Source organism: Vibrio sp. Isolate34 (assembly GCF_022397915.1).
Lineage (GTDB): Bacteria > Pseudomonadota > Gammaproteobacteria > Enterobacterales > Vibrionaceae > Vibrio.
Genome location: NZ_JAKEUO010000010.1, coordinates 96,299 through 122,439, shown reverse-complemented (window position 1 = coordinate 122,439; position 26,141 = coordinate 96,299). Strand labels below are relative to the sequence as shown.

Genomic DNA, 26,141 nt, shown 5'->3' with positions numbered 1-26,141 from the left:
TGGCTATTGGAGTCACAGTTCGCGATTTATTTTGAGCCTCGTATGAATGTTAAATAGTATCAAAGACACAACCAAGCCGATGAGCTTATTATCACTGATTCTCTCTTTCTTAGCGTTATTTGTGATCTCTGGCTTATTGTTTGCACCGATTGATAAAGAATCGAAACAAGTTCTTATCGGCCTCGATTTTATAATCTGTAGTGTTTTTCTTTTTCAGCTCACGATTGATCTATTCAGATCACAAAACAAGAAAGAATATCTCAAAGTACACTGGATCGACTTCTTAGCAAGCATCCCGATGGTCGAGCCGCTTCGTTTCGCTCGCATTTTTCAGATCTTGCGTGTGATTCTCGTTCTTCGATCGGGAAAACGGGTTTTCAGAGAGCTACTTCGCAATCGAAAAGAAACCACTCTCGCTTCGATCATTCTGCTTTTGGTCATTCTCTTAACCATAGGTGCAGGAACAATACTTCTGTTAGAGCACAAAGATCCCAATGCCAACATCACCACTGGCCAAGATGCTTTATGGTGGGCTTTCGTTACCATCAGTACTGTAGGATACGGTGACCATTACCCTGTGACGAGCTCAGGCAAATTAGTGGCCTCTCTGGTGATCATTTGTGGTGTGGGTGTGTTCGGTATGATTTCAGGCTTGATCACTTCTTTGATCACCTCTCCAACTCACCATGAAAATAAACGAGCAGAAAACAAAGAGAAGCACCTTGAAAAGATCATAGAGCAACAACAAAAAATTCTCGAACGACTCGAAAAGCTTGAGCAACAAACAAAAAAATAGGGCCGAAGCCCTATTTTCAAATTCATATTGATATTGATACCGATGTTCAGTTTAGTCTTGCCAGTATGGCTCAACTTCTACACTGATTTGTCGTGTCTGCTCCATGGCATGCAGAATAGACACTTCTTGACGAGCCAACCAGCGCTCTAGCTGAACCTTCTCATCGCCTTCTAACTTCTCAGTTAATGGCTCTAATGTTTTAAGTGCCAGCAAGTCATCAATACCTTGAACCATATCGGCCCATGGCAGACGGAAGCTATTACGCTCGTCGTCGTCATACAAGCTTGCGAAACCCACACCTGAGTATAGATTGCGCATCAAACGGTATTGCTGATCAATATAGGCTTGGCTGGTCATCACACGTTCAGGTGGGAAAGCTTCCATCAAGTCCGCCCATGTGCGATCAAGCTGCTTCACCGAAAACCATTCGATACCACGAGCCATTTGCTCACGCGCTTTTTCATCTAAGAAAGGCTGCCAACCACGAGACAGAATCCAACGGCTCAAATCAAGCAGAAGGCCGGTGTAGCGAGCAGAGCTCAAGAGAGTCAGTAACTCATCACGATCTGGCAATTGCTCTTGCATCTCTTTTAGCTCTGCCACTAAGAACTTACGAGCATCAAGCTTACGCAAAACGTGGCCTTTATCTTCAAGCAAATCCTCAAAGTGGTCATAGCTTTTTAGCCAATCCAACTCTTGTTCTAACCATTTCAGCTCTTGGCGCAAAATGGCACTGGCACGTCTTGGAACAATACCTCCATAGATAGTGAAGGTTTGGCGAATAAAACTCAGAGAGTGACTGATCTCATGCAGTGCTTCAATCGATTGACGCTCAGTGAAAATCTGCTCGTGATAATGCCAATGAGCGAGAGCATGCTCTAAAGATTGAATGAAACACGATTCAACGGTGTCACTTTTGTCAGTATCAACTAAAGTCAAAGGAGTAACTTCATCTCCTTGATAACCTTGAGCAAGACGGTAACCCTTAGCAGCTTTGCTGAGATTACCCAGGCGCATGCCACCTTGCTCGCAGAATTGACGAGACAGTGTAAATAGAGCATCGGTTTGACCGGATTTAAGCTCCAATTCGACTTCGCAAATCGGCTCTTGCTGGTCACCTGATTCAACAAAGCCTTGGTCAAAAGCCACTTCAACTTGGCTACCATCAGGCATACCAATCAACCACTGCTCACGCGTGAAGTTAGTAGAGAACACAGGTGTCAGCTCAGCTTGCAACGTTTCGATGTCTTTACCTGCTGGCCAGATATCTTCTGGGTGCAGGGCGAGCTTAGGTTCGTTGCTGTCATGTTCAGCGTTGTATTCCGGCCTTTGATGCAAGCCAGCAACCACACGACCAGCAGTCTTTACGGTTTGTACAAATACGTCATCAAAGCGTCGAATGCGCAAGCCTGTATCGTGCTTACGTAGCCAGTTGTCAGGGGTGTCAAAGTAGATGTTACCTAGCTCGCGACAACTGTGCTGAAGTACTTTAGTTTCAGCAATTTTATTGCGTAAAGTCTCTGAAAATTCAGGAGAAACAAAAAACTTCAGTTCTATCTCGGTTTCCATAGTTATACCTTTCTGTGAAGATAGGGACAGGATATTGCCAATTTGAAAAGTCGGCAAGTCAGAAATATCGCCCTTATGATGATCTAAAACAGTTTTAATGAGACATTGATTAGGTTAACATGCGCGACTTTGTAGCCATCGCTTAACATTTCACCATGAATGTGGTGTATGTTGTTTTAAGGTTATTATTTATTAGGTTGGATGACCATGCCAGTAAATACAATTATGGGGTTATTTGCAAAGTCCCCAATTAAACCTTTGCAGCGTCACGTAGTATGCGTGAACGAATGTTGTTCTCACCTAGTTAATTTCTTTGAAGTTTCTTCAAAAGGTGACTGGGAGAAAGCAGCCGAAATTCGAGCTCAAATTTCTCACCTTGAGAAAGAAGCTGACGTACTAAAACGTGAAATTCGCCTTAAACTTCCTCGTGGTTTGTTTATGCCAGTTGATCGCACCGATATGTTGGAGCTATTAACGCAGCAAGACAAACTAGCAAACCTAGCGAAAGACATTGCTGGCCGTGTATATGGTCGTCAACTTGTCATTCCTGCTCCTCTACAAGAAAATTTCATCGCTTACGTTAAACGTTGTCTAGATGCAGCGAACCAAGCACAAAGCGTAATCAATGAACTAGACGAATTACTTGAGACTGGCTTTAAGGGCCGCGAAGTAACACTCGTTGCTGAAATGATTCATCAATTAGATGTAATTGAAGATGACACGGATGCGATGCAGATCGAATTACGCCAACAATTGATGGCGATCGAAGACGGTCTGAATCCAGTTGATATCATGTTCTTATACAAAATTCTTGAATGGGTTGGTGGTATTGCAGATCAAGCACAGCGTGTAGGCGCTCGTCTTGAAGTAATGCTTTCTCGATCTTAAATCATACGTTAACCATATAACGAAGAGCACTTTTTGAACAAACCACTTATGCGCTGAGTATTTCTCTCGCTGAGCGGTTTTTTGCGTCTAAATTTGCTCCGCTTGTTATCAAACAACTAGGTATTACGATGGATATCCTTGCTAACTACGGCACTGTCCTGATTATTGTTGCAGCAGCTTTCGGTTTCTTGATGGCTATTGGTATTGGTGCAAATGACGTTGCGAACGCAATGGGCACCTCAGTAGGCTCTAAAGCTCTAACCGTTAAACAAGCGATCATTATCGCAATGATCTTTGAATTCGCGGGCGCATATCTTGCCGGTGGCGAAGTTACCGATACGATCCGTAAAGGTGTTATCGAAACATCTCTATTCGCTCATCAACCAGATGTACTTGTGTTCGGTATGATGTCTGCACTTCTAGCTGCAGGTACATGGCTACTTCTAGCTTCGTACATGGGCTGGCCTGTTTCTACTACTCACTCAATCATAGGTGCAATCATCGGTTTTGCTTGTATCTCTGTAGGTACAGAAGCGGTTGACTGGGGCAGCGTTCAAGGCATTGTGGGCAGTTGGATTATCACACCTGTTATTTCCGGCTTCTTTGCTTACGTAATATTTGTGAGTGCGCAGCGACTGATCTTTGATACGGAAAACCCGCTATTCAATGCGAAGCGTTTTGTACCGGTATACATGTTCATTACGACAATGGTCATTGCACTTGTAACGATCAAGAAAGGTCTTAAGCACGTAGGTCTTCACCTAAGCAACACTGAAGCATGGGTTTGGGCTGCTGGCGTTTCTGCGCTTGTTATGATCGGCGGTTACCTATACATCCAGAAGAAATTCGCTAACCGCGAAGAAGACCACGGCTTTGCTGGCGTTGAAGGCATCTTCTCGGTACTAATGGTTATCACAGCTTGTGCGATGGCTTTCGCACACGGTTCAAACGACGTTGCAAACGCGATTGGTCCACTATCAGCTGTTGTATCAACGGTTGAGCACATGGGCGAAATCACAGGTAAGAGTACTATCGCATGGTGGATTCTTCCTCTAGGTGGCTTAGGTATCGTTGTTGGTCTTGCAACAATGGGTCATAAAGTAATGGCAACCGTTGGTACTGGTATTACAGAATTAACACCAAGCCGTGGCTTTGCTGCACAACTTGCAACTGCATGTACGGTTGTACTCGCTTCAGGTACTGGCCTTCCAATCTCTACTACACAAACACTGGTTGGTGCGGTATTGGGTGTTGGTTTTGCTCGTGGTATCGCAGCACTGAACTTAGGCGTTGTACGTAATATCGTAGCTTCTTGGATTGTGACACTGCCTGCTGGTGCTCTACTTGCTGTTGTGTTCTTCTACGGAATTCAAGCTGCGTTTACTATGTAATCGCGACTGCGTTAGTGATGACTAGCGTCAGAATAGTGTGAGCTTCAGTAACGATATGTAAATGCCATGTCATTATTGACTCAAACGCACAGAAAGGGAGGCTTTGCCTCCCTTCTTTGTTGCACCGCATAAAGAAACTAAATATTATTTGCTAATTGAGGCTGACTCATCCGCCTACCCAATTTGAATCGTTAAGGGATTTACTGTGAAAAAACTGATTAGCTTAGTTTTGTTCGCAATGCTTGCGGCTCCAGCTGCCTTTGCACAAGACCGTTATATTGCTGACAAACTATTTACTTATATGCATTCTGGCCCAAACAATACCTTCCGTATCATCGGTAGTGTTGACGCTGGTGAGAAGATTACATACCTACAAACTAACAAGAGTACGGGTTACACCCAGATTCAAGACAACCGCGGCCGTAAAGGTTGGGTTGAAAGTAAGTTTGTAAGCACTCAAGAAAGCATGGCACTGCGCATGCCTAAACTAGAGAAAGAACTGACTGAAGTAAAAGGCAAGCTAGCAAACGCTCGTCAAAGTGCTGACAGTGAAAAAGCTGGCCTAGCGAGCTCTCTAGATTCTCGTAACAAGCAAATTGCTGAACTTGAACAGAACTACAGCGAAATTAGCCAACAGCTAACAAGCTCTCAAACAGAAAACCGTGAACTACGTGCTAAGCTAGACACGCAGAAAGATGACCTACTGCTGAAGTACTTCATGTACGGTGGTGGTGTTGCTGGTATCGGTCTACTTCTAGGCCTTGTTCTACCACACATCATGCCTCGTCGCAGAAAGTCACCAAACGGCTGGGCGTAAGCGAACCGCTTTACTTGCCTTTCACTAAGGTAAATCCAGTAGCGAATATCAAAAAGGAGCACCGAGGTGCTCCTTTTTATTTGTCTTGAATTTCTACTCAGCTACCATGCCAATTGCAACGTCACTAACCTTTCCATTCATACAGCGCAGGGATTTCTATCTTCTGCTGATTGAACTCAATAACCACCGATTGCGGTTTAATCTCGAGTAACTGAATGTCTTGGTCGATCCAATCTCCTTGCGCCACTTCGTGACCATTCACTTTTACCCAACGCTTGGTTTCGCTGCTTGAGTACATGTGAGTCTGTAGATCTAATTTAGGCAGCACTCCAGACAAGCTATTGGTATGTGTTTCTAACTCGATGACCTGCGACCCCATTTGTCCGGCAGGCCTAGAATCCATCGGTTCAGGTGCATCATTTTGTTGCTCCCCCATGATGGATTCAAGCTTCAATGCCAAATCGGGTGGTAGCTCGGTCAGATCCAGCCCTTGCAGCAAATCACTATCGGCTTGTAGGTCAGCACTCTCATCATTCGCACTTGATTGAACCGTTGGTTGGGTTGGTACCGGTTCTGCATTCGCTGTTGTTTGCGGTGTGCTATCGGTATTGGCCATCGCGACGGTTGTTCCACCCGCAACATTGTTGCTTTCCAGCTCAATCTGCGCATACACCTCTTGGCGTGGTAATGCTTTTAACGCTTTGCTTGTCGGAGCAACACGCACAGCAAACAAGGCATCATCTTCTGGAGGCTCGACAGCTGTTGCTTCACTCTTTGTTCCAGCAGCAACGGTTTTCGGTTCAAGCTCTAGTTGAGGCTTTGGCTTTAACTCTGCCATCACGGCATTAACGGGTTGGTTTGCTAAGTGTGCCTGTTGCTGGCTATACGATTGATAGACCAGAACCCCACCCACCAGCAAGGAAGGAACCAACATTAGGAGTAACCCCATCGCTAGCGATGAACCTCGTTTGTTATTCATCCCTTTAGCTGGACTAGGCACATGATGATTCTGGTAGCCTTTGAAGCTTGGTTTGCCAAAAGAATGCTGATTCAGAGACGACTGTTTTCCAGAAGAGTGTTTAAGCTCATGCATAATACGTGACATTAGCTTGCCCCTCCTTCCAGTGACATCAATTTAGGAGAATCAAGCTGCGCCAATCTTTGCAGTCTTGCTAGCGTGCGCTTACCAGCGATGCCATCGACAGACATCCCTTGCCAAATCTGAAAGGCTTCAACTTTCATTTTCAACTCGTTATCAAACACATCACTGCCAGACACCACTTCACCTAAGACTTCAGAAAGCAGCAAATCAAGCATAGCAATCGCCTCACCTTGATACCCCTCTTTAAGGGTCTCTCTTAACGGCTGTTTCCAAATCGCGACATAGTCGCCTTGCCATACTTGTTCTAATGATTGCTTTGGCATCGTTAGTAGCTTTTCGTTAACGAGCAGCTCGACTGAATCCTCAGACACACCATAGAGCACAGCAAATACCGGCTCTTGGTCTATTTCGAGATTGAGCACTACTGGCACGCCGAGTTCTAACAGAGACGCTAAATCCGAATGATGCTGTTCACATACAAACACACTCTGTGGCTCACTTAAGCACAAGCCATCACGCAAAGAGGATTGATATCCCCAAAGGGTGTAGAGATCTTTAATCGCAAGAGAACGGTTGGTTCCCTGCATCAAGTGTTGTTGGATATGTTGGGGCAGCACGAACTTGGTTGGCTTAAGTTCTTCAACCAATTTAGGAGTATCGGCTACTAGTGAGCGCTGAGCGTGTGCCACCACCTCAGTTTTGGCTTCACTTTCCGTCTCAGCAGGTAACCATGAATCGATATAGGATGGCGCGAGATTAAAAGTTGCTACCGCGAGGCCAACACTTAATGTGGCAATGCCTGCGTATTGGAACAGTTTTGGCGCAATACCTACGCCACGAGGCTTCTCAACATGGTACACATCCGCCTGAAAAGCCATAACCTGTTGGCAGGCTCTACTGACAGTTTCATTACTCGGTAACTGCTCTCCGTCATGAAAAGCCAATTGCAGTGCTTTATCACACACCAAGTTAATCAACCTTGGAATACCATGAGTGTATTGGGCGATCAGCTTGATAGAACGATTCGCAAATAACATCTGTTCGCCACCCGCCGTTTCCAAACGAAACGCGATGTACTTGCCGGTTTCTTCCGTATTAAGAGGCAATAGGTGATAGCGACCAGTAATGCGCTGCGCTAGCTGACGTAGCTGCGTGGTCTGTAGGTGCTGTTGTAATTCGGGTTGACCAACCAGCAGCACTTTTAACAGCTTACGACTGTCGGTTTCCAAATTGGTTAGAAGACGTAGCTGCTCCAACACATCGGCAGCGAGGTGTTGCGCTTCATCAATGACCAATAAGGTTTGAATACAGTCTGCATGGCTATCAAGCAGGAAATGATGAATAGCCTGACTCAACTGCTTGAGCGATGCTTGCTCAGGGTAGTCGACCTCAAACTCATCACAGATAGCTTCAAGCAAATCAGTATTGGAAAACGTAGGGTTGAGTATAAGGCCAGCTTGAGTCTGATTATCGAGTGAAGACAACATCGCTTTGGCGACGGTTGTTTTACCTGTACCTACCTCACCAGTAAGCATCGCAAAGCCCCCACCCTCGCCTAAACCGGCTTGTAGGTTCTGCATCGCTTCTTGATGACGCTGACTCAAAAACAAATAACGAGAATTTGGTACAATCGAAAATGGCATCTCAACGAAGCCAAAATATTCCTTATACATGTGCTGCCCTATAATTACGATTAATGGAAAGTACCATTGCTTGCCGTAAAGTCCAGCAGTGATAAAACATTTCGAGGTGATAAGTTGCAAATATACGATAGCCTACCAAAAGAGAATGGGCTACAGCGCTATCTAGTCGGTGGGGCGGTGCGCGATAAGCTACTCAATATTGATAGCTATGATAAAGATTGGGTCGTGGTCGGCAGTACCCCTCAACAGATGGAAAGCCTTGGCTTCACTGCGGTGGGTAAAGACTTCCCGGTCTTCCTGCATCCAAAAACCAAGGAAGAGCACGCACTGGCTCGCACCGAGAGAAAATCAGGATCTGGTTACACAGGCTTCGAATGTTACTTCGCGCCGGATGTTAGCTTGAAAGAAGATCTGATGCGCCGAGATCTAACCATTAACGCGATCGCACAAGATGATGAAGGCAACCTTCACGATCCTTACCATGGCCAGCAAGATCTCTTCGATCGTATTCTTAGACACGTATCCGATGCCTTTGTTGAAGATCCACTTCGTGTACTGCGTGTAGCTCGTTTCGCTGCCAAGCTTCACCACCTAAACTTTACGATTGCACCTGAAACCATGTTGATGATGAGTGAGATTGTTGAATCAGGAGAGCTCGCACACCTTACAGCAGAGCGTGTTTGGCAAGAGTGGCACAAGTCTCTTAGCACGCCACATCCAGAGGTGTTCCTTTCAGTGCTCAAAGAGTGCGGAGCACTCGCGGTTGTTTTGCCTGAGATTGACGCTCTATTTGGTGTCCCTCAGCCTGAGAAATGGCACCCTGAAATCGACGCAGGTATTCACACGTTGATGGTGGCTCAACAAGCAGCGCTATTAAGCCCATCGTTACCAGTACGCTTTGCCGCTCAAGTGCATGACTTAGGTAAAGGCGTGACACCACAAGCCGAATGGCCAAGCCACAAAATGCATTGCCATACTGGCGTGAAGATCATTAAGAAACTTTGTGAGCGAGTAAGAATACCCAATGAATTCAGAGATCTCGCACTATTAGTGTGTGAACAGCACTCGAATATCCATCGCGCGGGTGAGCTCAAGCCAACCACCTTCCTTAAGGTTTTGAACAAGTTCGATGTTTGGCGTAAACCAGACAGGCTCCACGACATTCTACTTTGCTGCCAAGCCGACCACGCTGGTCGCAAAGGTTTAGAAGATCAGCCTTATCCTCAAAAATCTCGTTTTGAAGCGGCTTATCAAGCGGCGCTGCAAGTCGAAGTTAAAGCTATTATTGCCGATGGCTTTAAAGGCAAAGAGATTCGAGAAGAGCAAGAAAAGCGCAGAGCAGCGGCAATTGAAAGCGCTCTATCGGGACTCTCTAGTCACTAATCTTAAGTGCGCTGATAAATACGTATGAAAAAGCCCGCGATTAAGCGGGCTTTTTATTTCAATCTTACGACGAGACTGTTATCGCGTCTGTTATTGCATCATTAAGAAAGCAAACAGACCACAACCTAGAATTAGGCGGTAGATAACAAATGGTGTCATGCCCATACGAGAGATAAGCTTCAAGAAGAAGTGAATACAGATGTAAGCACTGATGAAAGACACCGCAACGCCCGTTAGCAGAGTGCCAACATGGATTGGGTCACCGCTTGTAACCAACTTAAGACCTAAGTAACCACCAGCTAAAGTGATGATTGGAATAGACATCAAGAAAGAGAATCGAGCTGCCGCTTCACGAGTAAAGCCAAGGTAAAGCGCTGCAGTAATCGTAGCGCCAGAACGAGATGTACCCGGGATAATCGCCATTGCTTGAGCAAGACCAATGAACAAGGCTTTTTTCCACTCCGCTTGGTATTCGTCATCACGTAGGCTTGAGTTCTTGTCCACCCACCATAGCAACAGGCCAAAGACGATAGTGGTTGTCGCAATCACCCATGCACTGCGCAGGTAAAGCTCAACAATGTCTTTCATTAGCAGACCAAAGATACACGCAGGAATCGTCGCGAGAATGATCATCCACGCCAGCTTCGCTTCTTTGCTGCGATCGCCTTTAAATACCGAACCAAAGAAAGCACTCAAAAGAGACACCACTTCTTTACGGAAATAGATAACCACGGCAGCCAAAGTACCAACATGGACCGCGACATCAAAAGCCAAGCCTTGATCTTCCCAGCCTAAAACAGCAGAAGGAAGGATTAAGTGTGCAGAACTGGAAATAGGTAGAAACTCAGTAAAGCCTTGCACCAACGCCAATATAAACGCTTCAAAATAACTCATTACTTACCTTAAAAATTATAGTTTTATATCTACAACAGAGAGCGAGTCTAATTGCTGCATCTTCTGCCATATTTCACTGACGGTTCGTCCATCTTGCGGGATCACTCTCGCAGGACAGAGATCATAAAGTGGTTGTGTTACAAAAGGATATTTATAGATATCACTGCGCGGTAATTCTGGTTCTCGCTCAGAAACCACGTCTCCAAACAGCACAATATCAAGATCGAGCTTTCGATCTTGAAGTTTGTGCGCATCTTGAGAGCGACCCCATTTAAACTCAATTTTACGAAGTTGCTGTGAAAATTCAGTCAATGAAAGTGATGTGTCGAGCTCTATCACAAAGTTATAAAACGGGTGGCTATTAAAACCCACAGGCTCACAGTGATAGATTTTAGAGCATTTAAGGTTAATCCCTAATGATTGAAGCTCTGTCCATGCCACCCTTGCATGCTTGTCGCGATCTATGTTCGTGCCAACACCAACATAGGCTACTGTCATGCTTGACCTCGTTCGATGATCACGCCAACAGCTTTTGCTTGTGGTACTGCACCCGGCTTCGCTAGGCGGATCTTAATCCAAGGCACAGAGAATTGAGTCATGATTAACTCAGCGACTTCTTCTGCCACACGCTCAACCAATAGGAAACGACCGTTAGCAATATGGTCAAGCACTGCGGTACTCACGGTTGAGTAATCCAAAGCGTCAACCACATCATCACTTTTGCCTGCTGGACGGTTGTCATGAGCCATTTCAATATCAAGCACCAGTTTTTGTTTGATCTCTTGTTCCCAATCGTAAACACCGATCGTTGTAATTACTTCTAACTGTTCAATAAAAACTTTATCCAGTGCCATGACTTGTCCTTTTAGAGGTCGGATACCCATATTGGGGAAAAAAACGTATTATTTGCGTAATTCGAGATATGATATCAATTACTCTTGGATTGAGCATTATTTTCCCATCGTTAGGTTTATAACCGTTTAAGGACAGACATGACCCCATTGGCACTTATCATGATCATTGCTGCCTACTTACTAGGTTCAATCTCTAGTGCGGTCTTGATATGCCGAGTTTTGAGGCTCCCTGACCCAAGAACGGTGGGTTCGAATAATCCCGGAGCTACTAATGTGTTACGTGTCGGCGGCAAAGGTGCTGCAGCGTCAGTACTGCTTTGCGACATGCTCAAAGGCACCATCCCGGTCTGGCTTGGCTACTACCTCAAGATCGACCCAATCATTTTAGGCGTTGTTGCTATCGCAGCCTGCCTTGGTCATATGTATCCGATCTTCTTCCACTTTAAGGGTGGTAAAGGTGTCGCAACCGCACTTGGCGCCATCGCTCCAATAGGACTCGATCTAACGGGAATGATCATGGCAACTTGGTTAGTGGTCGCGCTTTTGTTTCGATACTCGTCTCTGGCTGCATTAGTGACCGTGCTGCTTGCACCTTTCTACGCTTGGTTAGTCAAACCCCAATACACACTGCCCGTGGCGATGTTGTGCTGTTTGATCGTGTTACGTCACCACCAGAATATCCGCCGCCTACTCGATGGCAGCGAACCAAAGCTCGGACAAAAAAAATCGGCTTAATCTTATATACCCGTTTGAATATAAAGATTTAAGCCGACAAATTTTAGCAATCGAGAGTGCTTATAGCAGGTGCTTATCTAAAAAACCTTTTAGCATCGTATTTACGAACTCTGGTTGCTCTAGCGAACTAATATGACCTGCGCCAGGAATCACCACTAGCTCACTCCCTGTAATGCAATCGTGCATTAGGTATGACTCAAGCACTGGGCGTGGCTTATCTTCTTGCCCTACCGCAATTAACACAGGTAGTGCAAAGTTCTCTACTGCTTCAATCATATCTCGGCGACCAAACACCATTCGACCGATGCGCGCCACTTCTTCCGCCTTATCACCCTGAAGTTCTGATAACTGCTGAGTAAAGCCTGCTACCAAATCAGGTGTGTTGGTTTGAGCATCGTTTGCGAAGAACAGTGGCACTACGGCTTCAACAATCGGTTGAGGAACCATCTTAGTTTGAGTGATGGTGTCTAACATGTTGAAGTATTTAGCGTGTGCGACTTCTGGTTCTAGACCCACAAAGGTGTCCATTAACACCAATGACTGAATTCGCGCAGGTGCTAATTCAGCAAGCTCCGCTCCCCACATACCGCCAACCGATAAACCAACAACTGAAAACTTATCGATGTTTAGGTGATCAAGCAGTGCCAAAACATGTTGAGCGTAATCTTTCAGGTTACGCATTGCACTCGGTGCCGCTTCAGATTCACCATGAGACCAAAGCTCAGGCACAATACAACGGTACTGAGCTTTCAATGCCTCAATCTGAGGCTTCCACATCGCGCTATCCCAAAGGTAGCTGTGACCCAATACAACAACCGGGCCTTCACCTTCGTCTAGGTACGTCATCGATTGATTATCTACAGTGAACTTGTTCATCTTCTTCCCTAATCTCTATCAGCAATTATTTATCGACATATTGTCGGTAAGCTAGGATATAAAAACGGCCGCACTAGGCGACCGTTTATCGAAACATCTTGATGTATTAAGCAATTGGCTCTAATTGGTCAATCGGCCAACGTGGTGTTGCTTGAACTGAAAGGTCAGCAGTCTCGCCATTTTTCAGGCGCTGCATACCTGCATAAGCAATCATTGCACCGTTATCAGTACAGAACTCAGTGCGTGGGTAGTAAACCTCACCACCAATTTTCTTAGCAAGCGCTTCAAGCTCAACACGCAGTTGTTTGTTTGCGCTTACGCCACCAGCAATCACTATACGTTTCATGCCTGTCTGTTCCAAGGCACGCTTACACTTGATTACCAAGGTGCCACAAACCGCTTCTTGGAATGCGTAAGCAATGTCCGCGCGAGTTTGATCATCGTTGTCATTGTCACGAATGGTATTCGCTGCAAATGTTTTTAGGCCAGAGAAACTCATGTCGAGACCCGGGCGATCGGTCATTGGACGAGGAAACTTGAAGCGACCTGGCGTGCCTTTCTCTGCTAATCGAGAAAGCAACGGGCCACCTGGGTAATCTAAGCCCATCAGCTTAGCCGTTTTATCAAAGGCTTCACCCGCCGCATCATCAATCGATTCGCCAAGGATCTTATATTCACCAATCCCTTTCACTTCAACCATCATGGTGTGACCGCCAGAAACCAGCAGAGCCACAAATGGGAACGGCGGTGGATTATCTTCTAGCATTGGTGCTAGTAGGTGACCTTCCATATGGTGAACCGGTACTGCCGGTACGCCCCAAGCGTAAGCAATACTGCGGCCAATGGTTGCGCCAACAAGCAGTGCGCCAACCAAACCTGGGCCCGCTGTGTAAGCCACACCATCAATATCTTTCGATGTTAGGTTAGCTTCCGCTAAAGCGGCTTTAATCAGTGGAATGGTCTTTTTCACGTGGTCACGTGAAGCAAGCTCAGGTACCACACCACCGTAATCGGCGTGCAGTTTTACTTGGCTATATAATTGATGAGAAAGCAGCCCCTGCTCATCATCATAAATTGCGATTCCTGTTTCATCACAAGAGGTTTCAATACCAATAATGCGCATAATTTTCTCGGCACGCTTTCGTCTAAAATGGGAAATTAGCGCAATATTACCCTGCCTAAGCTCTTCAAACAAATATTGTACAGACTATAATCGACAAAGTGCTTTACAAAGCTACTGTGATCGGATTAAAATTCCGCACCATTTTTGATCAAGCTGGTTAATGGCCAAACGCGAATAGAGAGTTAGCTCGATGGGTAACTTCTCTGATTTGGTACTGAGTAGCCAGCGATAATGAATAACCCCTGAGGTGAAAGGCATATGCCAATAGTTAAAGTACGTGAAAACGAACCGTTCGACGTTGCACTACGTCGTTTCAAGCGCTCTTGTGAAAAAGCAGGTATCCTTTCTGAAGTTCGCCGTCGCGAGCATTACGAAAAGCCAACTACAGTTCGCAAACGCGCTAAAGCAGCAGCTCAAAAGCGTCACGCTAAGAAGCTAGCTCGCGAAAACGCACGTCGCGTTCGCCTGTACTAATAACTTAATCCATAAGGACTGAGTTATGGCTCTTATTGAACAACTCAAAGAAGAGCAAAAATTAGCGATGAAAGCCAAGGACAAACCGCGCCTTGGCACTATCCGCTTAGCTCTTTCAGCAATTAAGCAACGTGAAGTTGACGAACGGATCACTCTGAACGACGACGACATTCTTGCTGTATTAGTGAAAATGGTTAAGCAACGTCGCGATTCTGTTGCTCAATATGAATCGGCAAATCGTCAAGATCTTGCTGACGTGGAAAAAGCAGAAATTGCTGTACTTGAAGGCTTTATGCCTCAACCGCTAACTGATGAAGAAGTTATTGCACTACTTGATAGCGCAATTGCAGAAACTCAACCTGCGGGCATGCAAGACATGGGTAAAGTAATGGCTATCTTGAAACCACAAATTCAAGGGCGTGCAGATATGGGTAAAGTTAGTGGTTTAGTTCGTTCTAAACTCGCTTAATCCCAAATCAAATTGCAACAAGCCGTGCAATCCTTCGGAACGCACGGCTTGTTTGTATCTGTAACCTATTCAAACTATTATTATCCACACTCTCAGTTAGTGCATTTTTCTAAGGTTTTATGGCAGGACACATCCCGCGTAGTTTCATCGATGATCTCCTAGCGCGTCTCGACATTGTCGACATTGTGGACGCACGCGTGAAACTTAAGAAAAAAGGCAAAAACTATGGTGCTTGTTGCCCATTCCACAACGAAAAGACCCCTTCTTTCAGCGTAAGCCAAGAAAAACAGTTTTATCACTGCTTTGGTTGTGGCGTACACGGCAATGCTATCGACTTCATTATGGAGTTCGAACGTCTCGACTTTGTTGAAGCCATTGAAGAACTGGCCTCTTACTTAGGACTCGATGTTCCTAGAGAGCAACGCAGCGGCGAGATATCAACAACACCTAGAGCCAACAGCGAACAAAAACGTAACCTCTATGATCTGATGGGCGGCATCAGCCAGTTCTATCGCTCTCAGCTGAAAATATCAGCCAATAAACCGGCGATTGAATACCTAAAGAACCGTGGCCTGTCTGGCGAAATCGTCCAGAAGTTTGGCATTGGTTATGTGGCGGATGAGTGGGACTTGGTTCGTAAGAACTTTGGCCAACAGAAAGAAGCCCAAGACATGCTCGTGACTGGCGGCATGTTAATAGAGAACGATAAAGGCAACCGATACGACCGATTCCGTGGGCGCGTGATGTTCCCGATTCGCGATCGTCGCGGCCGTGTGATTGGTTTTGGTGGTCGTGTCTTAGAAGATGGCACACCAAAATACCTGAACTCACCAGAAACGCCTATCTTCCATAAAGGTAAAGAGCTTTACGGCCTTTATGAAGTGTTGCAAGCCTACCGTGAACCACCGCAAGTACTTGTGGTTGAAGGTTACATGGATGTTGTAGCACTCGCGCAATACGGTGTCGATTACTCGGTGGCATCACTGGGCACCTCAACAACTGGCGACCACATTCAGATGTTGTTCCGCCAAACCAGCACTGTGGTTTGTTGTTACGATGGTGACCGTGCAGGTAAAGAAGCCGCGTGGCGTGCACTGGAAAATGCCCTTGAGTACCTGAAAACAGGTAACACACTCAAGTTTCTATTCTTGCCAGACGGTGAAGACCCAGATAGCTATATAAGAGAACACGGCAAAGCCGCTTTCGAACAGCTCGTTCATAATGCGACGCCGCTTTCGACCTACTTGTTCGATAACCTGATTGAAATACACAAGTTAAACTTGGGAACAACCGAAGGGAAATCAGCACTGCGTGCACACGCCAGCGCCTTGATTAATAAAATCCCTGACAGTTACTTCCAAGAATTGCTCGAAAAACTGCTCGATGAGCGAACTGGATTTGATAACCAATTGAGACGTGCGCGTGTTCATACACAGAACCCGACACCTCAACCACATAAAGAGCTGAAGCGCACTCCAATGCGTGAAGTTATCGCTTTGCTTATCCAAAATCCGAGCTATGCTGATATGGTACCGGATTTATCAAGTGTCAAAGGCTTACAGTTGCCTGGACTAAGTTTATTCGTCGAAGTACTTGATAAATGCCACGAGCATCCCCATATCAACACAGGCCAATTATTAGAGCATTGGCGACACAATAAACATGAGGCTCTTCTGTCTCGTCTCGCGAGCTGGGAAATCCCCCTCGACGAAGACAATCAAGAAGACATATTTTTAGACTCATTGGACAATATACTTGCCCAGTGCGTTGAAAAACAAATTGAAAACCTGCAGGCCAAAGCAAGAAGCGTCGGTTTATCAGCCGAAGAAAAAAGGGAGCTACTAGCTTTAATGCTAGATCTAAAAGCGTAACCCTGTTTGATTAGTCAGCATTTAATAAATTTGTTAACATAATTGGTTTGCATTTGAGAATGCAACGTCCTTCACCAGACCTGAAGTTGGATATCATCTATGGATCAAAATCCGCAGTCACAGCTTAAATTACTTGTTATTAAAGGCAAGGAACAAGGCTATCTGACCTACGCCGAAGTAAACGACCACCTACCTGCAGAAATCGTGGATTCTGAACAGGTAGAAGACATCATTCAAATGATTAACGACATGGGTATCAAGGTAGTTGAAACTGCACCTGATGCTGATGATCTAGCGCTTAATGATGACGATGCCAATATAGATGAAGATGCAGCCGAAGCTGCAGCTGCTGCGCTTTCAAGCGTAGAAAGCGAGATTGGCCGTACTACTGACCCAGTTCGTATGTACATGCGTGAAATGGGTACGGTTGAACTACTGACTCGTGAAGGCGAAATCGACATTGCGAAACGTATTGAAGATGGTATCAATACGGTTCAACTTTCTGTTGCTGAGTACCCAGGCACTATTCCATACATCTTGGAACAGTTTGACCGCGTACAAGCAGAAGAGATTCGCTTAACAGACCTAATCAACGGCTTTGTTGACCCAGATGACGATGGCACTGCTGCGCCAACGGCAACTCACATCGGTTCAGAACTTGCTGAAACTGATCTGGAAGACGAAGACAAAGAAGACGCTGAAGACGACGAGGAAGAGGAAGAAGAAGATACAGGTATTGATCCTGAGCTTGCTCTTGAGAAGTTCACAGCACTTCGTACTAGCTACCAGAATCGTCAACTAGCGATCAACGAGTACGGCCATGAAAGCCCGAAAGCTATGCTTGCAACGACAATGATGCAAGACGTATTCAAAGAGTTCCGTCTAACACCAAAACAGTTTGATTACCTAGTAAACGAACTGCGTAACTCTATGGATCGCGTACGTACTCAAGAACGCCTAATCATGCGTCAAACGGTTGAGTACGGCAAAATGCCGAAGAAATCTTTCATTGCTCTATTTACTGGCAACGAATCTAGCGAAGCATGGTTGGATGAAGTTCTTGCTTCTGACAAGCCATACGCAGAAAAGATCAAACGTAACGAGAACGATATCCGTCGCTCAATCCAAAAACTGGATATGATCGAGAAAGAGACGTCTCTTACTGTTCAAAGCATTAAAGACATCAGCCGTCGTATGTCTATCGGTGAAGCGAAAGCTCGTCGTGCGAAGAAAGAGATGGTTGAAGCGAACTTACGTCTAGTAATCTCGATTGCTAAGAAGTACACAAACCGTGGTCTACAATTCCTGGATCTGATCCAAGAAGGTAACATCGGTCTGATGAAAGCCGTAGATAAGTTTGAATACCGTCGTGGTTACAAGTTCTCTACTTATGCTACATGGTGGATCCGTCAAGCAATCACTCGTTCGATTGCCGACCAAGCTCGTACTATCCGTATTCCGGTTCACATGATCGAAACGATCAACAAACTAAACCGTATCTCTCGTCAAATGCTACAAGAGATGGGTCGTGAACCACTTCCGGAAGAGTTGGCTGAGCGCATGCAAATGCCTGAAGACAAGATCCGTAAAGTACTCAAAATCGCTAAAGAGCCAATCTCAATGGAGACACCAATCGGTGACGACGAAGATTCGCACCTAGGTGATTTCATCGAGGATACAACGCTAGAACTACCTCTAGACTCTGCAACGGCAACAAGCCTACGCGGTGCAACGAAAGATGTTCTAGCTGGCCTAACACCTCGTGAAGCTAAAGTACTGCGTATGCGTTTCGGTATCGACATGAACACTGACCACACTCTTGAAGAGGTTGGTAAGCAGTTCGACGTAACTCGTGAACGTATCCGTCAGATCGAAGCAAAAGCACTGCGTAAACTTCGTCATCCAAGCCGCTCAGAAACTCTGCGTAGCTTCCTAGACGAGTAATCACACACTCAATTGTGGTTAGCTTTTAAGCATAAATAAGAAAAGGTGAGCGTTGGCTCACCTTTTTTTTATCCGTGTGATTTAAGTGGCTAAGATGTAAGCGGAATTGCCCCTTATAGTGTCTAGACACCATTGAATGCTTCCCCTATAATCTATGCCCTACGGCCCCTTAGCTCAGTGGTTAGAGCGCACGACTCATAATCGTTCGGTCCCCAGTTCAAATCTGGGAGGGGCCACCAAATTAGAAAAGCCAGAACAGTTCACGCTGCTCTGGCTTTTTGCTTTTCTGAAACCGCACAAATCACGCCCTGCACTTCCTCACAATTACGAATCATCCCGCACACAATTCCAATTGCTTCTCTGTGACTAAGCTTACTTTTCTTTTATGGAAAAATCGGCAATATGAATGTACACAAATCACTCAATTGTTCAGGGAAGACACATGAAAGACGAAACGCTCTCGATTCACTTCGGCTACGAAACCGATCCAACGACCAAATCGGTAGCAACACCTATCTATCAAACCGTCGCGTATGAATTCGATGATGCACAACACGGCGCCGATCTCTTTAACCTTGCAGTGCCAGGTAATATCTATACTCGCATAATGAACCCGACCAATGATGTGTTAGAAAAACGCATGGCCGCCTTAGAAGGTGGTATTGCAGGTTTAGTGGTTAGTGCGGGCAGTGCTGCGATTAATTACGCAATTCAAACCTTGGCACAAATCGGTGACAACATCGTCTCAACACCTCAACTTTACGGTGGGACTTACACCCTATTTGCTCATATGCTGCCAAACCAAGGGATTGAGGTTCGCTTTGCTAAAGATGACAAACCAGAAAGCTTAGCGGCGCTGATCGATGAAAAAACCAAAGCGGTTTACTGTGAAAGTATCGGTAACCCGGCAGGTAATATTATCGACTTAGAGCGTGTCGCAGAACTTGCTCACGCAAAAGGTGTGCCTGTAATTGTCGATAACACAGTCGCGACACCAGTGCTGTGTAAGCCTATCGATTTTGGTGCTGACATCGTGGTTCATTCACTAACGAAGTACGTTGGTGGCCACGGTACAACATTGGGTGGCGTGATTGTCGACTCAGGTAAATTCCCATGGGCAGAACACAAAGATCGCTTCCCTGTGTTTAATCAGCCTGAGCCTTCTTATCATGGTGTGGTTTATACCGAAGCCTTTGGTGAGGCTGCATTTATCGGTCGTGCTAGAACGGTTCCACTACGCAATACAGGCGCCGCACTTTCACCAATGAATGCTTTCATGTTGATGCAAGGTTTGGAGACGTTGTCGTTACGTATGGAGCGACACACAGAGAACGCATTGAAAGTGGCAGAATACCTCAGCCAACATGAAAAAGTCAGCTGGGTAAGCTACGCTGGCTTGCCGAGTTCAGAATTCTACCCGCTTGCTGAAAAGTACATGCAGGGTAAGCCATCGGCTATTTTGTCTTTTGGCTTGAAGGACGGCTATGAAGCAGGCGTTCGCTTCTATGACGCACTACAAATCTTCAAGCGATTGGTGAACATTGGTGATGCTAAGTCTCTAGCTTGTCATCCTGCTTCTACAACGCACCGTCAATTAAGCGAAGCGGAACAAAAGCAAGCTGGTGTATCACCAGAGATGATTCGCCTTTCAGTCGGTATTGAGCACATCGAAGATATCTTGGCTGACCTAGAGCAAGCTCTTAACGCTTAATCAAGGTAGCGACACCGAGATATTAAAGTCTCATGCGACATGAGAAAAGTAACAGGTACAAAAAAGCCCATCACTGGATGGGCTTCTTATTATCTATTGCTTAGATAAACTGTCGATTACTCAACGGTTACCGCTTTCGCTAGGTTACGAGGTTGGTCAACATCGGTACCTTTGATTAGCGCTACGTGGTAAGACAACAACTGCATCGGTACTGTGTAGTAAATTGGTGCAGTTACTTCACTTACGTGAGGCATCTTGATGATCTTCATGTTCTCATCGCTTTCAAAGCCTGCGTCTTGGTCAGCGAATACGTAAAGTAGACCGCCACGAGCACGTACTTCTTCAACGTTTGATTTCAGCTTCTCTAGTAGGTCATTGCTTGGTGCAATTACCACTACTGGCATGTCAGCATCAATAAGTGCTAGAGGGCCGTGTTTAAGTTCACCAGCTGCGTATGCTTCAGCGTGAATGTAAGAGATCTCTTTCAACTTCAGAGACGCTTCCATTGCGATTGGGTAGAACTCGCCACGACCTAAGAACAATGTGTGGTGCTTATCAGCAAAGTCAGGTGCTAGCGCTTCGATCTCTTTATCGAATGCTAGAGCTTGCTCGATAGCCGTCGGTAGCTCATGCAGTGCTTTAACGATTTCCGCTTCTTTCTCTTCATTGATGCGACCTTGTAGGCGACCAATTGAAGTAACCATCATCAGCATTGCTGCGAGTTGAGTTGTGAAAGCCTTAGTAGAAGCTACACCGATCTCTGTTCCTGCGCGAGTCATGAAAGCAAAGTCAGATTCACGAACTAACGAAGAACCCGCAACGTTACAAATAGTCATTGCTGACATGTAGCCTTTCTCTTTTGCAAGACGAAGTGCAGCAAGCGTATCAGCCGTTTCACCAGACTGAGACAAAGTGACGAGTAGGCTGTTCGGGCGAACAACAAAATCACGGTAACGGAATTCAGAAGCGATCTCTACATCACAGCTTACGCCCGCTAGAGATTCAAACCAGTAACGAGCAGCCATACCTGAGTTGTAAGAAGTACCACATGCGATGATCTGCACGTGTTCAACCTTGCTTAAGATCTCTTCCGCTTTAACACCAATTGCGTTAGTGATAACCGAAGTTTCAGAGATACGACCTTCCATTGTGTTGATCAACGCGGTTGGTTGTTCGAAGATCTCTTTCTGCATGAAGTGACGGTATTTACCTTTATCACCAGCATCGTGTTCTGCGTTTGATTCAACGATTTCACGCTCTACACGCTCACCCGCAACGTCAAATACCGTTACATCACGACGAGTAACCTCAGCAACATCACCCTCTTCTAGGTACATGAAGCGACGAGTTACGCTTAGTAGTGCAAGTTGATCTGATGCTAGGAAGTTCTCACCCACACCAAAACCGATAACGATAGGGCTACCAGAACGAGCAACAACAATGCGGCTAGGATCTTTGCGATCAACCACAACAGTGCCGTACGCACCGTCTAGCTGTTTCGCTGTTTTTTGCAGAGCTTCAACCAATGAATCAGAAGTACGAAGTTCCCACTCAACTAGGTGAGCGATAACTTCTGTATCCGTTTGTGAAGTAAACACGTAGCCACGCTCTTGCAGCAGAGTACGCAGTGCTTCGTGGTTTTCGATAATACCGTTATGTACAACTGCGATATCACCAGACATGTGTGGGTGTGCGTTTGCTTCAGACGGCTCACCGTGTGTTGCCCAACGTGTATGAGCGATACCTGTACCGCCAATCACTTGTTGCTCTTCTACCGCGTCTGCTAGCTCTTGTACTTTACCTAAGCGGCGAACACGAGTTAGGTTAGATTCGCTATCCACCACAGCGACACCTGCAGAGTCGTAACCACGGTATTCTAGGCGGCGAAGGCCTTCTACTAAGATTTCGGCTACATCACGTTGTGCTACTGCACCAACAATTCCACACATAGTTTTACTCCATCAATTTTGTTTATTCCTACTGGCAGCAAGCAAAGGCCATATCTTTAATAAGATCAATTATAGGAAGTTAAATGCATAATATTTAAAATTCGTTTTAAGCTGGATCCGTTAAGATCACTCGAACGTCATGTGATTCGATACTTGCTTGAGATTCTTTGCTCAAGTCTGTATCGGTAATCAAGATATCGATGTGGTTCCAAGCCAGTTCTAAATTGGGGATCTTTCGTCCCACTTTTTCAGACTCAACCATCACGATCACTTCTCGTGATACTTCAGCCATAACTTTACTCAGGCCAACCAACTCATTGAATGTGGTTGTGCCTCTGTCGAGGTCGATACCATCAGCCCCGATAAACAGTTGGTCAAAATCGTAAGCACGCAGTACTGACTCTGCGACTTTGCCTTGGAAAGAATCCGAATGGGTATCCCAAGTACCGCCGGTCATGAGTAGCGTCGGTTCACTTTCAAGCTCATTAAGCGCGTTAGCCACATGCAATGAGTTGGTCATAACCACCAAACCACGCTTACTGTTTAGCTGCTGAATTAAGGCGCCTGTCGTGCTGCCGCTGTCGATCACAATACGGTTATGGTCACGAATTAAATCTGCAGCCGCTTTTGCCAAAGAAAGCTTTCGAGTCGAAACTTGTTGACCCAGTTCTTCGTTCACAACCTCTTTCGGTAACGAAATAGCACCACCATAACGGCGTAAAAGCTGACCGTTTTTCTCTAAAGACGCCAAGTCCTTTCTAATAGTGACCTCTGAGGTTTCGAACTTAGCGGATAATTCATCAACACTAACCTCCCCTTTTTCGTTCACTAGGTTAGAAATTGCATGTCTTCTGAGCTGAGTGTTTCGTTTCGACATTTAAAAAAGACCGTTAAGTTTCGATATGAAACATATTATAGTTACAACGAAACTATTTAGTCCATTTATTTTGATCCAAAAAATTAATAAATAGCGATAAAACCTTGTCCTAAGACAATTGTTAAGCAGTGATATTGAAGTCATTAGGTGGTAGAATCCGCACCCGAAAAGAAAAAAAATTACAAAACTGACTGTTATTTTTTTGCAACTTACCGCCTATATAGTGGGGTAAGTCACAGAAAACCGATATTGAATCAAAACCTTTTGGTCATAAAATGACTAAAATTGATGAAAGACTTACAACTCTGAAGGACATATTGGAAGTCCCGCGCTTTTACACAACAGGCACAAAATGTTGATGTAGCGGACCAATCTTCAGAACTTAAATAAATTTCAAATTGTAACAATACTTACCGGAGAGTACCTTCCATGAAAAAGACCAAAATCGTATGTACGATTGGCCCTAAAACTGAATCTGTAGAGAAGCTAACTGAACTAGTTGATGCTGGCATGAACGTTATGCGTCTTAACTTCTCTCACGGTGATTTCGCAGAGCACGGCACTCGTATCGCGAACTTCCGTAAAGTAATGGAAAACAAAGGTGAGCAACTTGCTATCCTTCTAGACACTAAAGGTCCAGAAATCCGTACTATCAAACTTGAAGATGGTAACGACGTAGATCTAGTAGCTGGTCAAGAGTTCACTTTCACAACTGACGCAACAGTTGTTGGTAACAAAGACGTAGTAGCAGTAACTTACCTAGGTTTCGCTAAAGACCTAACTGTAGGTAACACTATCCTTGTTGATGACGGCCTAATCGAAATGGAAGTTATCGCAACAACAGAAACTGAAGTTAAGTGTAAAGTTCTTAACAACGGTGCTCTAGGCGAAAACAAAGGTGTTAACCTTCCTGGCGTTTCTGTTCAACTTCCTGCTCTTTCTGAGAAAGACAAAGCTGACCTTAAGTTTGGTTGTGAGCAAGGCGTAGATTTCGTTGCTGCTTCTTTCATCCGTAAAGAAGAAGACGTTAAAGAAATCCGTGAGCTTCTAAACGCTAACGGCGGCGAGAACATCCACATCATTTCTAAGATTGAAAACCAAGAAGGTGTAGATAACTTCGATTCAATCCTTGAAGCTTCTGACGGCATCATGGTTGCTCGTGGTGACCTAGGTGTTGAAATCCCAGCTGAAGAAGTAATCTTCGCTCAGAAGATGATGATCGAGAAGTGTAACCGTGCACGTAAGATGGTTATCACAGCAACTCAAATGCTTGACTCTATGATCAGCAACCCACGTCCAACTCGTGCAGAAGCGGGTGACGTTGCGAACGCAATCATGGATGGTACTGATGCAGTAATGCTTTCTGGCGAAACTGCTAAAGGTAAGTACCCAGTTGAAGCTGTTACTATCATGGCTCAAATCGCGAACCGCACTGATTCAGCTCTTAAAGCTGAGCTAGGTTCTCGTCTAGACAGCCCACGTCTACGCATCACTGAAGCAGTATGTAAAGGCGCTGTAGACACAGCAGAGAAGCTAGCTGCTCCTCTAATCGTTGTTGCAACTGAAGGCGGTAAGTCTGCACGTTCAGTACGTAAGTACTTCCCAACTGCAAACATCCTTGCTCTAACAACTAACGAAAAGACAGCTGCACAGCTAGTTCTTACTAAAGGTGTTAAGCCAGTTCTTGTTGACTCTATCGAGAACACAGACGCGTTCTACATCAACGGTAAAGAAATCGCTCTACAATCTGGCCTAGGTAACAAAGGCGACATCGTAGTTATGGTTTCTGGTGCTCTAGTCGCTTCTGGTACTACAAACACGGCATCTGTTCACGTTCTATAAGAATGAACCGATTCACATAAAATATAAAAGAGGGCTTCGGCCCTCTTTTTTTATGAAACAAAATCTTGCCTAACTTTTCAGTACGCTGTATTATCAACCAAGATAGAACTACGTACTGTTAACTTCCAATGGGCTCTTTCTAAGAGACGGATTAGCAGACTAGAAATCAATATACATGAGGTTTGTAATGTCTAGTCCTACGCTCACTGACAAAGTATCAAAGATGATTCGCCAAGATATTCTTAATGGTGAGTTACCCCCAGGCCAAAAGCTCGTTGTTGCTGATCTAAAAGCACGATATAACGTAGGCGCATCTCCTATTCGCGAAGCCTTGGTACAGTTATCTTGGAGCAAATACGTAAAGCTTGAGCCACAAAAAGGCTGCTGGGTATCTCCTGTATCAAAGAAAGAACTGAATGACCTATACGAAAGCCTTCGTGTTGTCTCTTCTGTTCTACTCAAAAAGGCGATTTCAGCGGGTGATGAAAGCTGGGAACTAGATGTACTGACGTCTTACCATAAATTGTCACGAGTACAGCACGTATCAGAAGAATTTGATTGTGTTGAGTGGGAAGAGCGTCACCAACAGTTCCACGTTGCGTTACTTGAAGGCGCTGATTCAGAGAACATGTTTAAGTTCTTTGATGACCTGATCAACCAAGTGAAACGTTACCGCTTCTTAGCGATGTCTGCTGAAAGCGCATCTGAAGATCTGTTCAATATTGATGAGCACGAAATGATCATGAAGCTAGTACTGTCTAAAAATGTAGAGCAAGCGACTGAACTGCTTGATCAACACCTGCTAGGTTCAATGAAACGAATTGAAGAAGTTATCGAAGCGGCATAACGCTAAAGTAGTTTCTAACCAAATAAAAACGGAGCCCAATGGCTCCGTTTTTTGTTTCCAGTATTACGACTGAACTACCACCCAAA

Annotated in this window: 23 protein-coding genes and 1 tRNA gene; 14 read left to right on the top strand and 10 right to left on the bottom strand. The window is 45.2% G+C overall.

The genetic code is table 11. The features are described 5' to 3' along the window. Positions 1-46: 46 nt before the first annotated feature. Positions 47-796, top strand: coding sequence for a potassium channel family protein (locus tag L1D22_RS12665; protein ID WP_239830069.1), 750 nt, complete (start codon positions 47-49; stop codon positions 794-796). A gap of 51 nt (positions 797-847) precedes the next feature. Here L1D22_RS12665 and L1D22_RS12660 read toward each other — a convergent pair whose 3' ends face one another. Further along, a complete protein-coding gene (locus L1D22_RS12660; protein WP_239830068.1) occupies positions 848-2,365 on the bottom strand; it encodes an inorganic triphosphatase in 1,518 nt (505 codons plus the stop codon). Positions 2,366-2,572: 207 nt separating this feature from the next. Between L1D22_RS12660 and L1D22_RS12655 the strand changes: the two genes are divergently transcribed. From L1D22_RS12655 to L1D22_RS12645, 3 genes are all read left to right on the top strand, one after another. Beyond that, complete coding sequence (locus L1D22_RS12655) at positions 2,573-3,253, top strand: TIGR00153 family protein (RefSeq protein ID WP_239830067.1); 681 nt, start codon at positions 2,573-2,575, stop codon at positions 3,251-3,253. Between the two features lie 128 nt (positions 3,254-3,381). Continuing rightward, positions 3,382-4,644, top strand: a complete 1,263-nt coding sequence (locus L1D22_RS12650) for an inorganic phosphate transporter (RefSeq protein WP_239830066.1) — start codon at positions 3,382-3,384, stop codon at positions 4,642-4,644. A gap of 205 nt (positions 4,645-4,849) precedes the next feature. Continuing rightward, positions 4,850-5,461: a TIGR04211 family SH3 domain-containing protein gene (locus tag L1D22_RS12645; RefSeq protein WP_017629377.1), complete on the top strand. Its 612-nt coding sequence runs from the start codon at positions 4,850-4,852 to the stop codon at positions 5,459-5,461. A gap of 124 nt (positions 5,462-5,585) precedes the next feature. Here the strand turns inward: L1D22_RS12645 and L1D22_RS12640 are convergent, their stop codons facing one another. Together L1D22_RS12640 and L1D22_RS12635 are read right to left on the bottom strand one after the other, a co-directional pair. Next, positions 5,586-6,566 (bottom strand): general secretion pathway protein GspB, encoded by a 981-nt coding sequence (locus L1D22_RS12640; protein ID WP_239830065.1) that lies wholly within the window; start codon positions 6,564-6,566, stop codon positions 5,586-5,588. Next, positions 6,566-8,236, bottom strand: a complete 1,671-nt coding sequence (locus L1D22_RS12635) for an AAA family ATPase (protein ID WP_239830064.1) — start codon at positions 8,234-8,236, stop codon at positions 6,566-6,568. Before L1D22_RS12635 ends, L1D22_RS12640 begins: the two co-directional genes overlap by 1 nt. 36 nt (positions 8,237-8,272) lie before the next feature. Here L1D22_RS12635 and L1D22_RS12630 point away from each other — a divergent pair, with 36 nt between their 5' ends. Further along, positions 8,273-9,589 carry a multifunctional CCA addition/repair protein gene (locus L1D22_RS12630; RefSeq protein WP_239830063.1) on the top strand — a complete coding sequence of 439 codons (1,317 nt, stop codon included), beginning with the start codon at positions 8,273-8,275 and terminating at the stop codon, positions 9,587-9,589. Positions 9,590-9,679: 90 nt separating this feature from the next. On the opposite strand, the gene L1D22_RS12625 is transcribed toward L1D22_RS12630, so the two are convergent. Genes L1D22_RS12625 through folB form a run of 3 tightly spaced genes read right to left on the bottom strand, consistent with a single transcriptional unit; the run spans position 9,680 to position 11,337 of the window. Continuing rightward, positions 9,680-10,483, bottom strand: coding sequence for an undecaprenyl-diphosphate phosphatase (locus L1D22_RS12625; protein WP_239830062.1), 804 nt, complete (start codon positions 10,481-10,483; stop codon positions 9,680-9,682). A 15-nt stretch (positions 10,484-10,498) separates the two neighbouring features. After that, on the bottom strand, positions 10,499-10,981 hold the full coding sequence (folK, locus tag L1D22_RS12620; RefSeq protein WP_123287345.1) for a 2-amino-4-hydroxy-6-hydroxymethyldihydropteridine diphosphokinase: 483 nt from the start codon (positions 10,979-10,981) through the stop codon (positions 10,499-10,501). Further along, positions 10,978-11,337, bottom strand: coding sequence for a dihydroneopterin aldolase (gene folB, locus L1D22_RS12615; protein WP_004735969.1), 360 nt, complete (start codon positions 11,335-11,337; stop codon positions 10,978-10,980). Before folB ends, folK begins: the two co-directional genes overlap by 4 nt. Positions 11,338-11,475: 138 nt before the next feature. Here folB and plsY point away from each other — a divergent pair, with 138 nt between their 5' ends. Then, on the top strand, positions 11,476-12,072 hold the full coding sequence (gene plsY, locus L1D22_RS12610) for a glycerol-3-phosphate 1-O-acyltransferase PlsY (protein ID WP_239830061.1): 597 nt from the start codon (positions 11,476-11,478) through the stop codon (positions 12,070-12,072). A gap of 60 nt (positions 12,073-12,132) precedes the next feature. Here the strand turns inward: plsY and L1D22_RS12605 are convergent, their stop codons facing one another. Then, a complete protein-coding gene (locus tag L1D22_RS12605) occupies positions 12,133-12,948 on the bottom strand; it encodes an alpha/beta fold hydrolase (RefSeq protein WP_239830060.1) in 816 nt (271 codons plus the stop codon). A gap of 106 nt (positions 12,949-13,054) precedes the next feature. Beyond that, a complete protein-coding gene (gene tsaD / locus L1D22_RS12600; RefSeq protein WP_017629386.1) occupies positions 13,055-14,071 on the bottom strand; it encodes a tRNA (adenosine(37)-N6)-threonylcarbamoyltransferase complex transferase subunit TsaD in 1,017 nt (338 codons plus the stop codon). Between the two features lie 258 nt (positions 14,072-14,329). Here tsaD and rpsU point away from each other — a divergent pair, with 258 nt between their 5' ends. From rpsU to L1D22_RS12570, 6 genes are all read left to right on the top strand, one after another. Then, entirely contained in the window at positions 14,330-14,545 is a 216-nt protein-coding gene (rpsU, locus tag L1D22_RS12595; RefSeq protein WP_004396009.1) for a 30S ribosomal protein S21, read from the top strand. Positions 14,546-14,570: 25 nt separating this feature from the next. Continuing rightward, positions 14,571-15,014 carry a GatB/YqeY domain-containing protein gene (locus L1D22_RS12590; RefSeq protein WP_239830059.1) on the top strand — a complete coding sequence of 148 codons (444 nt, stop codon included), beginning with the start codon at positions 14,571-14,573 and terminating at the stop codon, positions 15,012-15,014. Positions 15,015-15,133: 119 nt separating this feature from the next. Continuing rightward, positions 15,134-16,885 carry a DNA primase gene (gene dnaG, locus L1D22_RS12585; protein WP_176680876.1) on the top strand — a complete coding sequence of 584 codons (1,752 nt, stop codon included), beginning with the start codon at positions 15,134-15,136 and terminating at the stop codon, positions 16,883-16,885. A 99-nt stretch (positions 16,886-16,984) separates the two neighbouring features. Continuing rightward, the gene (gene rpoD / locus L1D22_RS12580; protein ID WP_017629389.1) at positions 16,985-18,829 is read left to right on the top strand and encodes an RNA polymerase sigma factor RpoD; all 1,845 of its coding nucleotides are present in this window, start codon (positions 16,985-16,987) and stop codon (positions 18,827-18,829) included. A gap of 163 nt (positions 18,830-18,992) precedes the next feature. Next, positions 18,993-19,068, top strand: a tRNA-Ile gene (locus L1D22_RS12575). A gap of 203 nt (positions 19,069-19,271) precedes the next feature. After that, entirely contained in the window at positions 19,272-20,540 is a 1,269-nt protein-coding gene (locus L1D22_RS12570; RefSeq protein WP_239830058.1) for an O-acetylhomoserine aminocarboxypropyltransferase/cysteine synthase, read from the top strand. Positions 20,541-20,656: 116 nt separating this feature from the next. Here the strand turns inward: L1D22_RS12570 and glmS are convergent, their stop codons facing one another. Then, positions 20,657-22,489, bottom strand: coding sequence for a glutamine--fructose-6-phosphate transaminase (isomerizing) (gene glmS / locus L1D22_RS12565; RefSeq protein WP_239830057.1), 1,833 nt, complete (start codon positions 22,487-22,489; stop codon positions 20,657-20,659). A 106-nt stretch (positions 22,490-22,595) separates the two neighbouring features. Beyond that, the gene (locus L1D22_RS12560) at positions 22,596-23,366 is read right to left on the bottom strand and encodes a DeoR family transcriptional regulator (protein ID WP_176680873.1); all 771 of its coding nucleotides are present in this window, start codon (positions 23,364-23,366) and stop codon (positions 22,596-22,598) included. Between the two features lie 429 nt (positions 23,367-23,795). Here L1D22_RS12560 and pykF point away from each other — a divergent pair, with 429 nt between their 5' ends. After that, entirely contained in the window at positions 23,796-25,208 is a 1,413-nt protein-coding gene (gene pykF / locus L1D22_RS12555) for a pyruvate kinase PykF (protein ID WP_239830056.1), read from the top strand. A gap of 175 nt (positions 25,209-25,383) precedes the next feature. Then, entirely contained in the window at positions 25,384-26,055 is a 672-nt protein-coding gene (locus L1D22_RS12550) for an FCD domain-containing protein (RefSeq protein WP_275665047.1), read from the top strand. Positions 26,056-26,141: the final 86 nt, after the last annotated feature.

Bases quoted from the DNA above. Each gene is read 5' to 3' on its own strand.
- folB (WP_004735969.1), bottom strand. From the start codon at position 11,337: ATGGCACTGGATAAAGTTTTTATTGAACAGTTAGAAGTAATTACAACG.
- L1D22_RS12635 (WP_239830064.1), bottom strand. From the start codon at position 8,236: ATGTATAAGGAATATTTTGGCTTCGTTGAGATGCCATTTTCGATTGTA.
- rpsU (WP_004396009.1), top strand. From the start codon at position 14,330: ATGCCAATAGTTAAAGTACGTGAAAACGAACCGTTCGACGTTGCACTA.
- L1D22_RS12655 (WP_239830067.1), top strand. From the start codon at position 2,573: ATGCCAGTAAATACAATTATGGGGTTATTTGCAAAGTCCCCAATTAAA.
- L1D22_RS12625 (WP_239830062.1), bottom strand. From the start codon at position 10,483: ATGAGTTATTTTGAAGCGTTTATATTGGCGTTGGTGCAAGGCTTTACT.
- L1D22_RS12590 (WP_239830059.1), top strand. From the start codon at position 14,571: ATGGCTCTTATTGAACAACTCAAAGAAGAGCAAAAATTAGCGATGAAA.
- pykF (WP_239830056.1), top strand. From the start codon at position 23,796: ATGAAAAAGACCAAAATCGTATGTACGATTGGCCCTAAAACTGAATCT.
- L1D22_RS12640 (WP_239830065.1), bottom strand. From the start codon at position 6,566: ATGTCACGTATTATGCATGAGCTTAAACACTCTTCTGGAAAACAGTCG.
- L1D22_RS12660 (WP_239830068.1), bottom strand. From the start codon at position 2,365: ATGGAAACCGAGATAGAACTGAAGTTTTTTGTTTCTCCTGAATTTTCA.
- L1D22_RS12650 (WP_239830066.1), top strand. From the start codon at position 3,382: ATGGATATCCTTGCTAACTACGGCACTGTCCTGATTATTGTTGCAGCA.
- dnaG (WP_176680876.1), top strand. From the start codon at position 15,134: ATGGCAGGACACATCCCGCGTAGTTTCATCGATGATCTCCTAGCGCGT.
- L1D22_RS12605 (WP_239830060.1), bottom strand. From the start codon at position 12,948: ATGAACAAGTTCACTGTAGATAATCAATCGATGACGTACCTAGACGAA.
- tsaD (WP_017629386.1), bottom strand. From the start codon at position 14,071: ATGCGCATTATTGGTATTGAAACCTCTTGTGATGAAACAGGAATCGCA.
- folK (WP_123287345.1), bottom strand. From the start codon at position 10,981: ATGACAGTAGCCTATGTTGGTGTTGGCACGAACATAGATCGCGACAAG.
- plsY (WP_239830061.1), top strand. From the start codon at position 11,476: ATGACCCCATTGGCACTTATCATGATCATTGCTGCCTACTTACTAGGT.
- L1D22_RS12665 (WP_239830069.1), top strand. From the start codon at position 47: ATGTTAAATAGTATCAAAGACACAACCAAGCCGATGAGCTTATTATCA.
- glmS (WP_239830057.1), bottom strand. From the start codon at position 22,489: ATGTGTGGAATTGTTGGTGCAGTAGCACAACGTGATGTAGCCGAAATC.
- L1D22_RS12550 (WP_275665047.1), top strand. From the start codon at position 25,384: ATGAGGTTTGTAATGTCTAGTCCTACGCTCACTGACAAAGTATCAAAG.
- L1D22_RS12560 (WP_176680873.1), bottom strand. From the start codon at position 23,366: ATGTCGAAACGAAACACTCAGCTCAGAAGACATGCAATTTCTAACCTA.
- L1D22_RS12570 (WP_239830058.1), top strand. From the start codon at position 19,272: ATGAAAGACGAAACGCTCTCGATTCACTTCGGCTACGAAACCGATCCA.
- rpoD (WP_017629389.1), top strand. From the start codon at position 16,985: ATGGATCAAAATCCGCAGTCACAGCTTAAATTACTTGTTATTAAAGGC.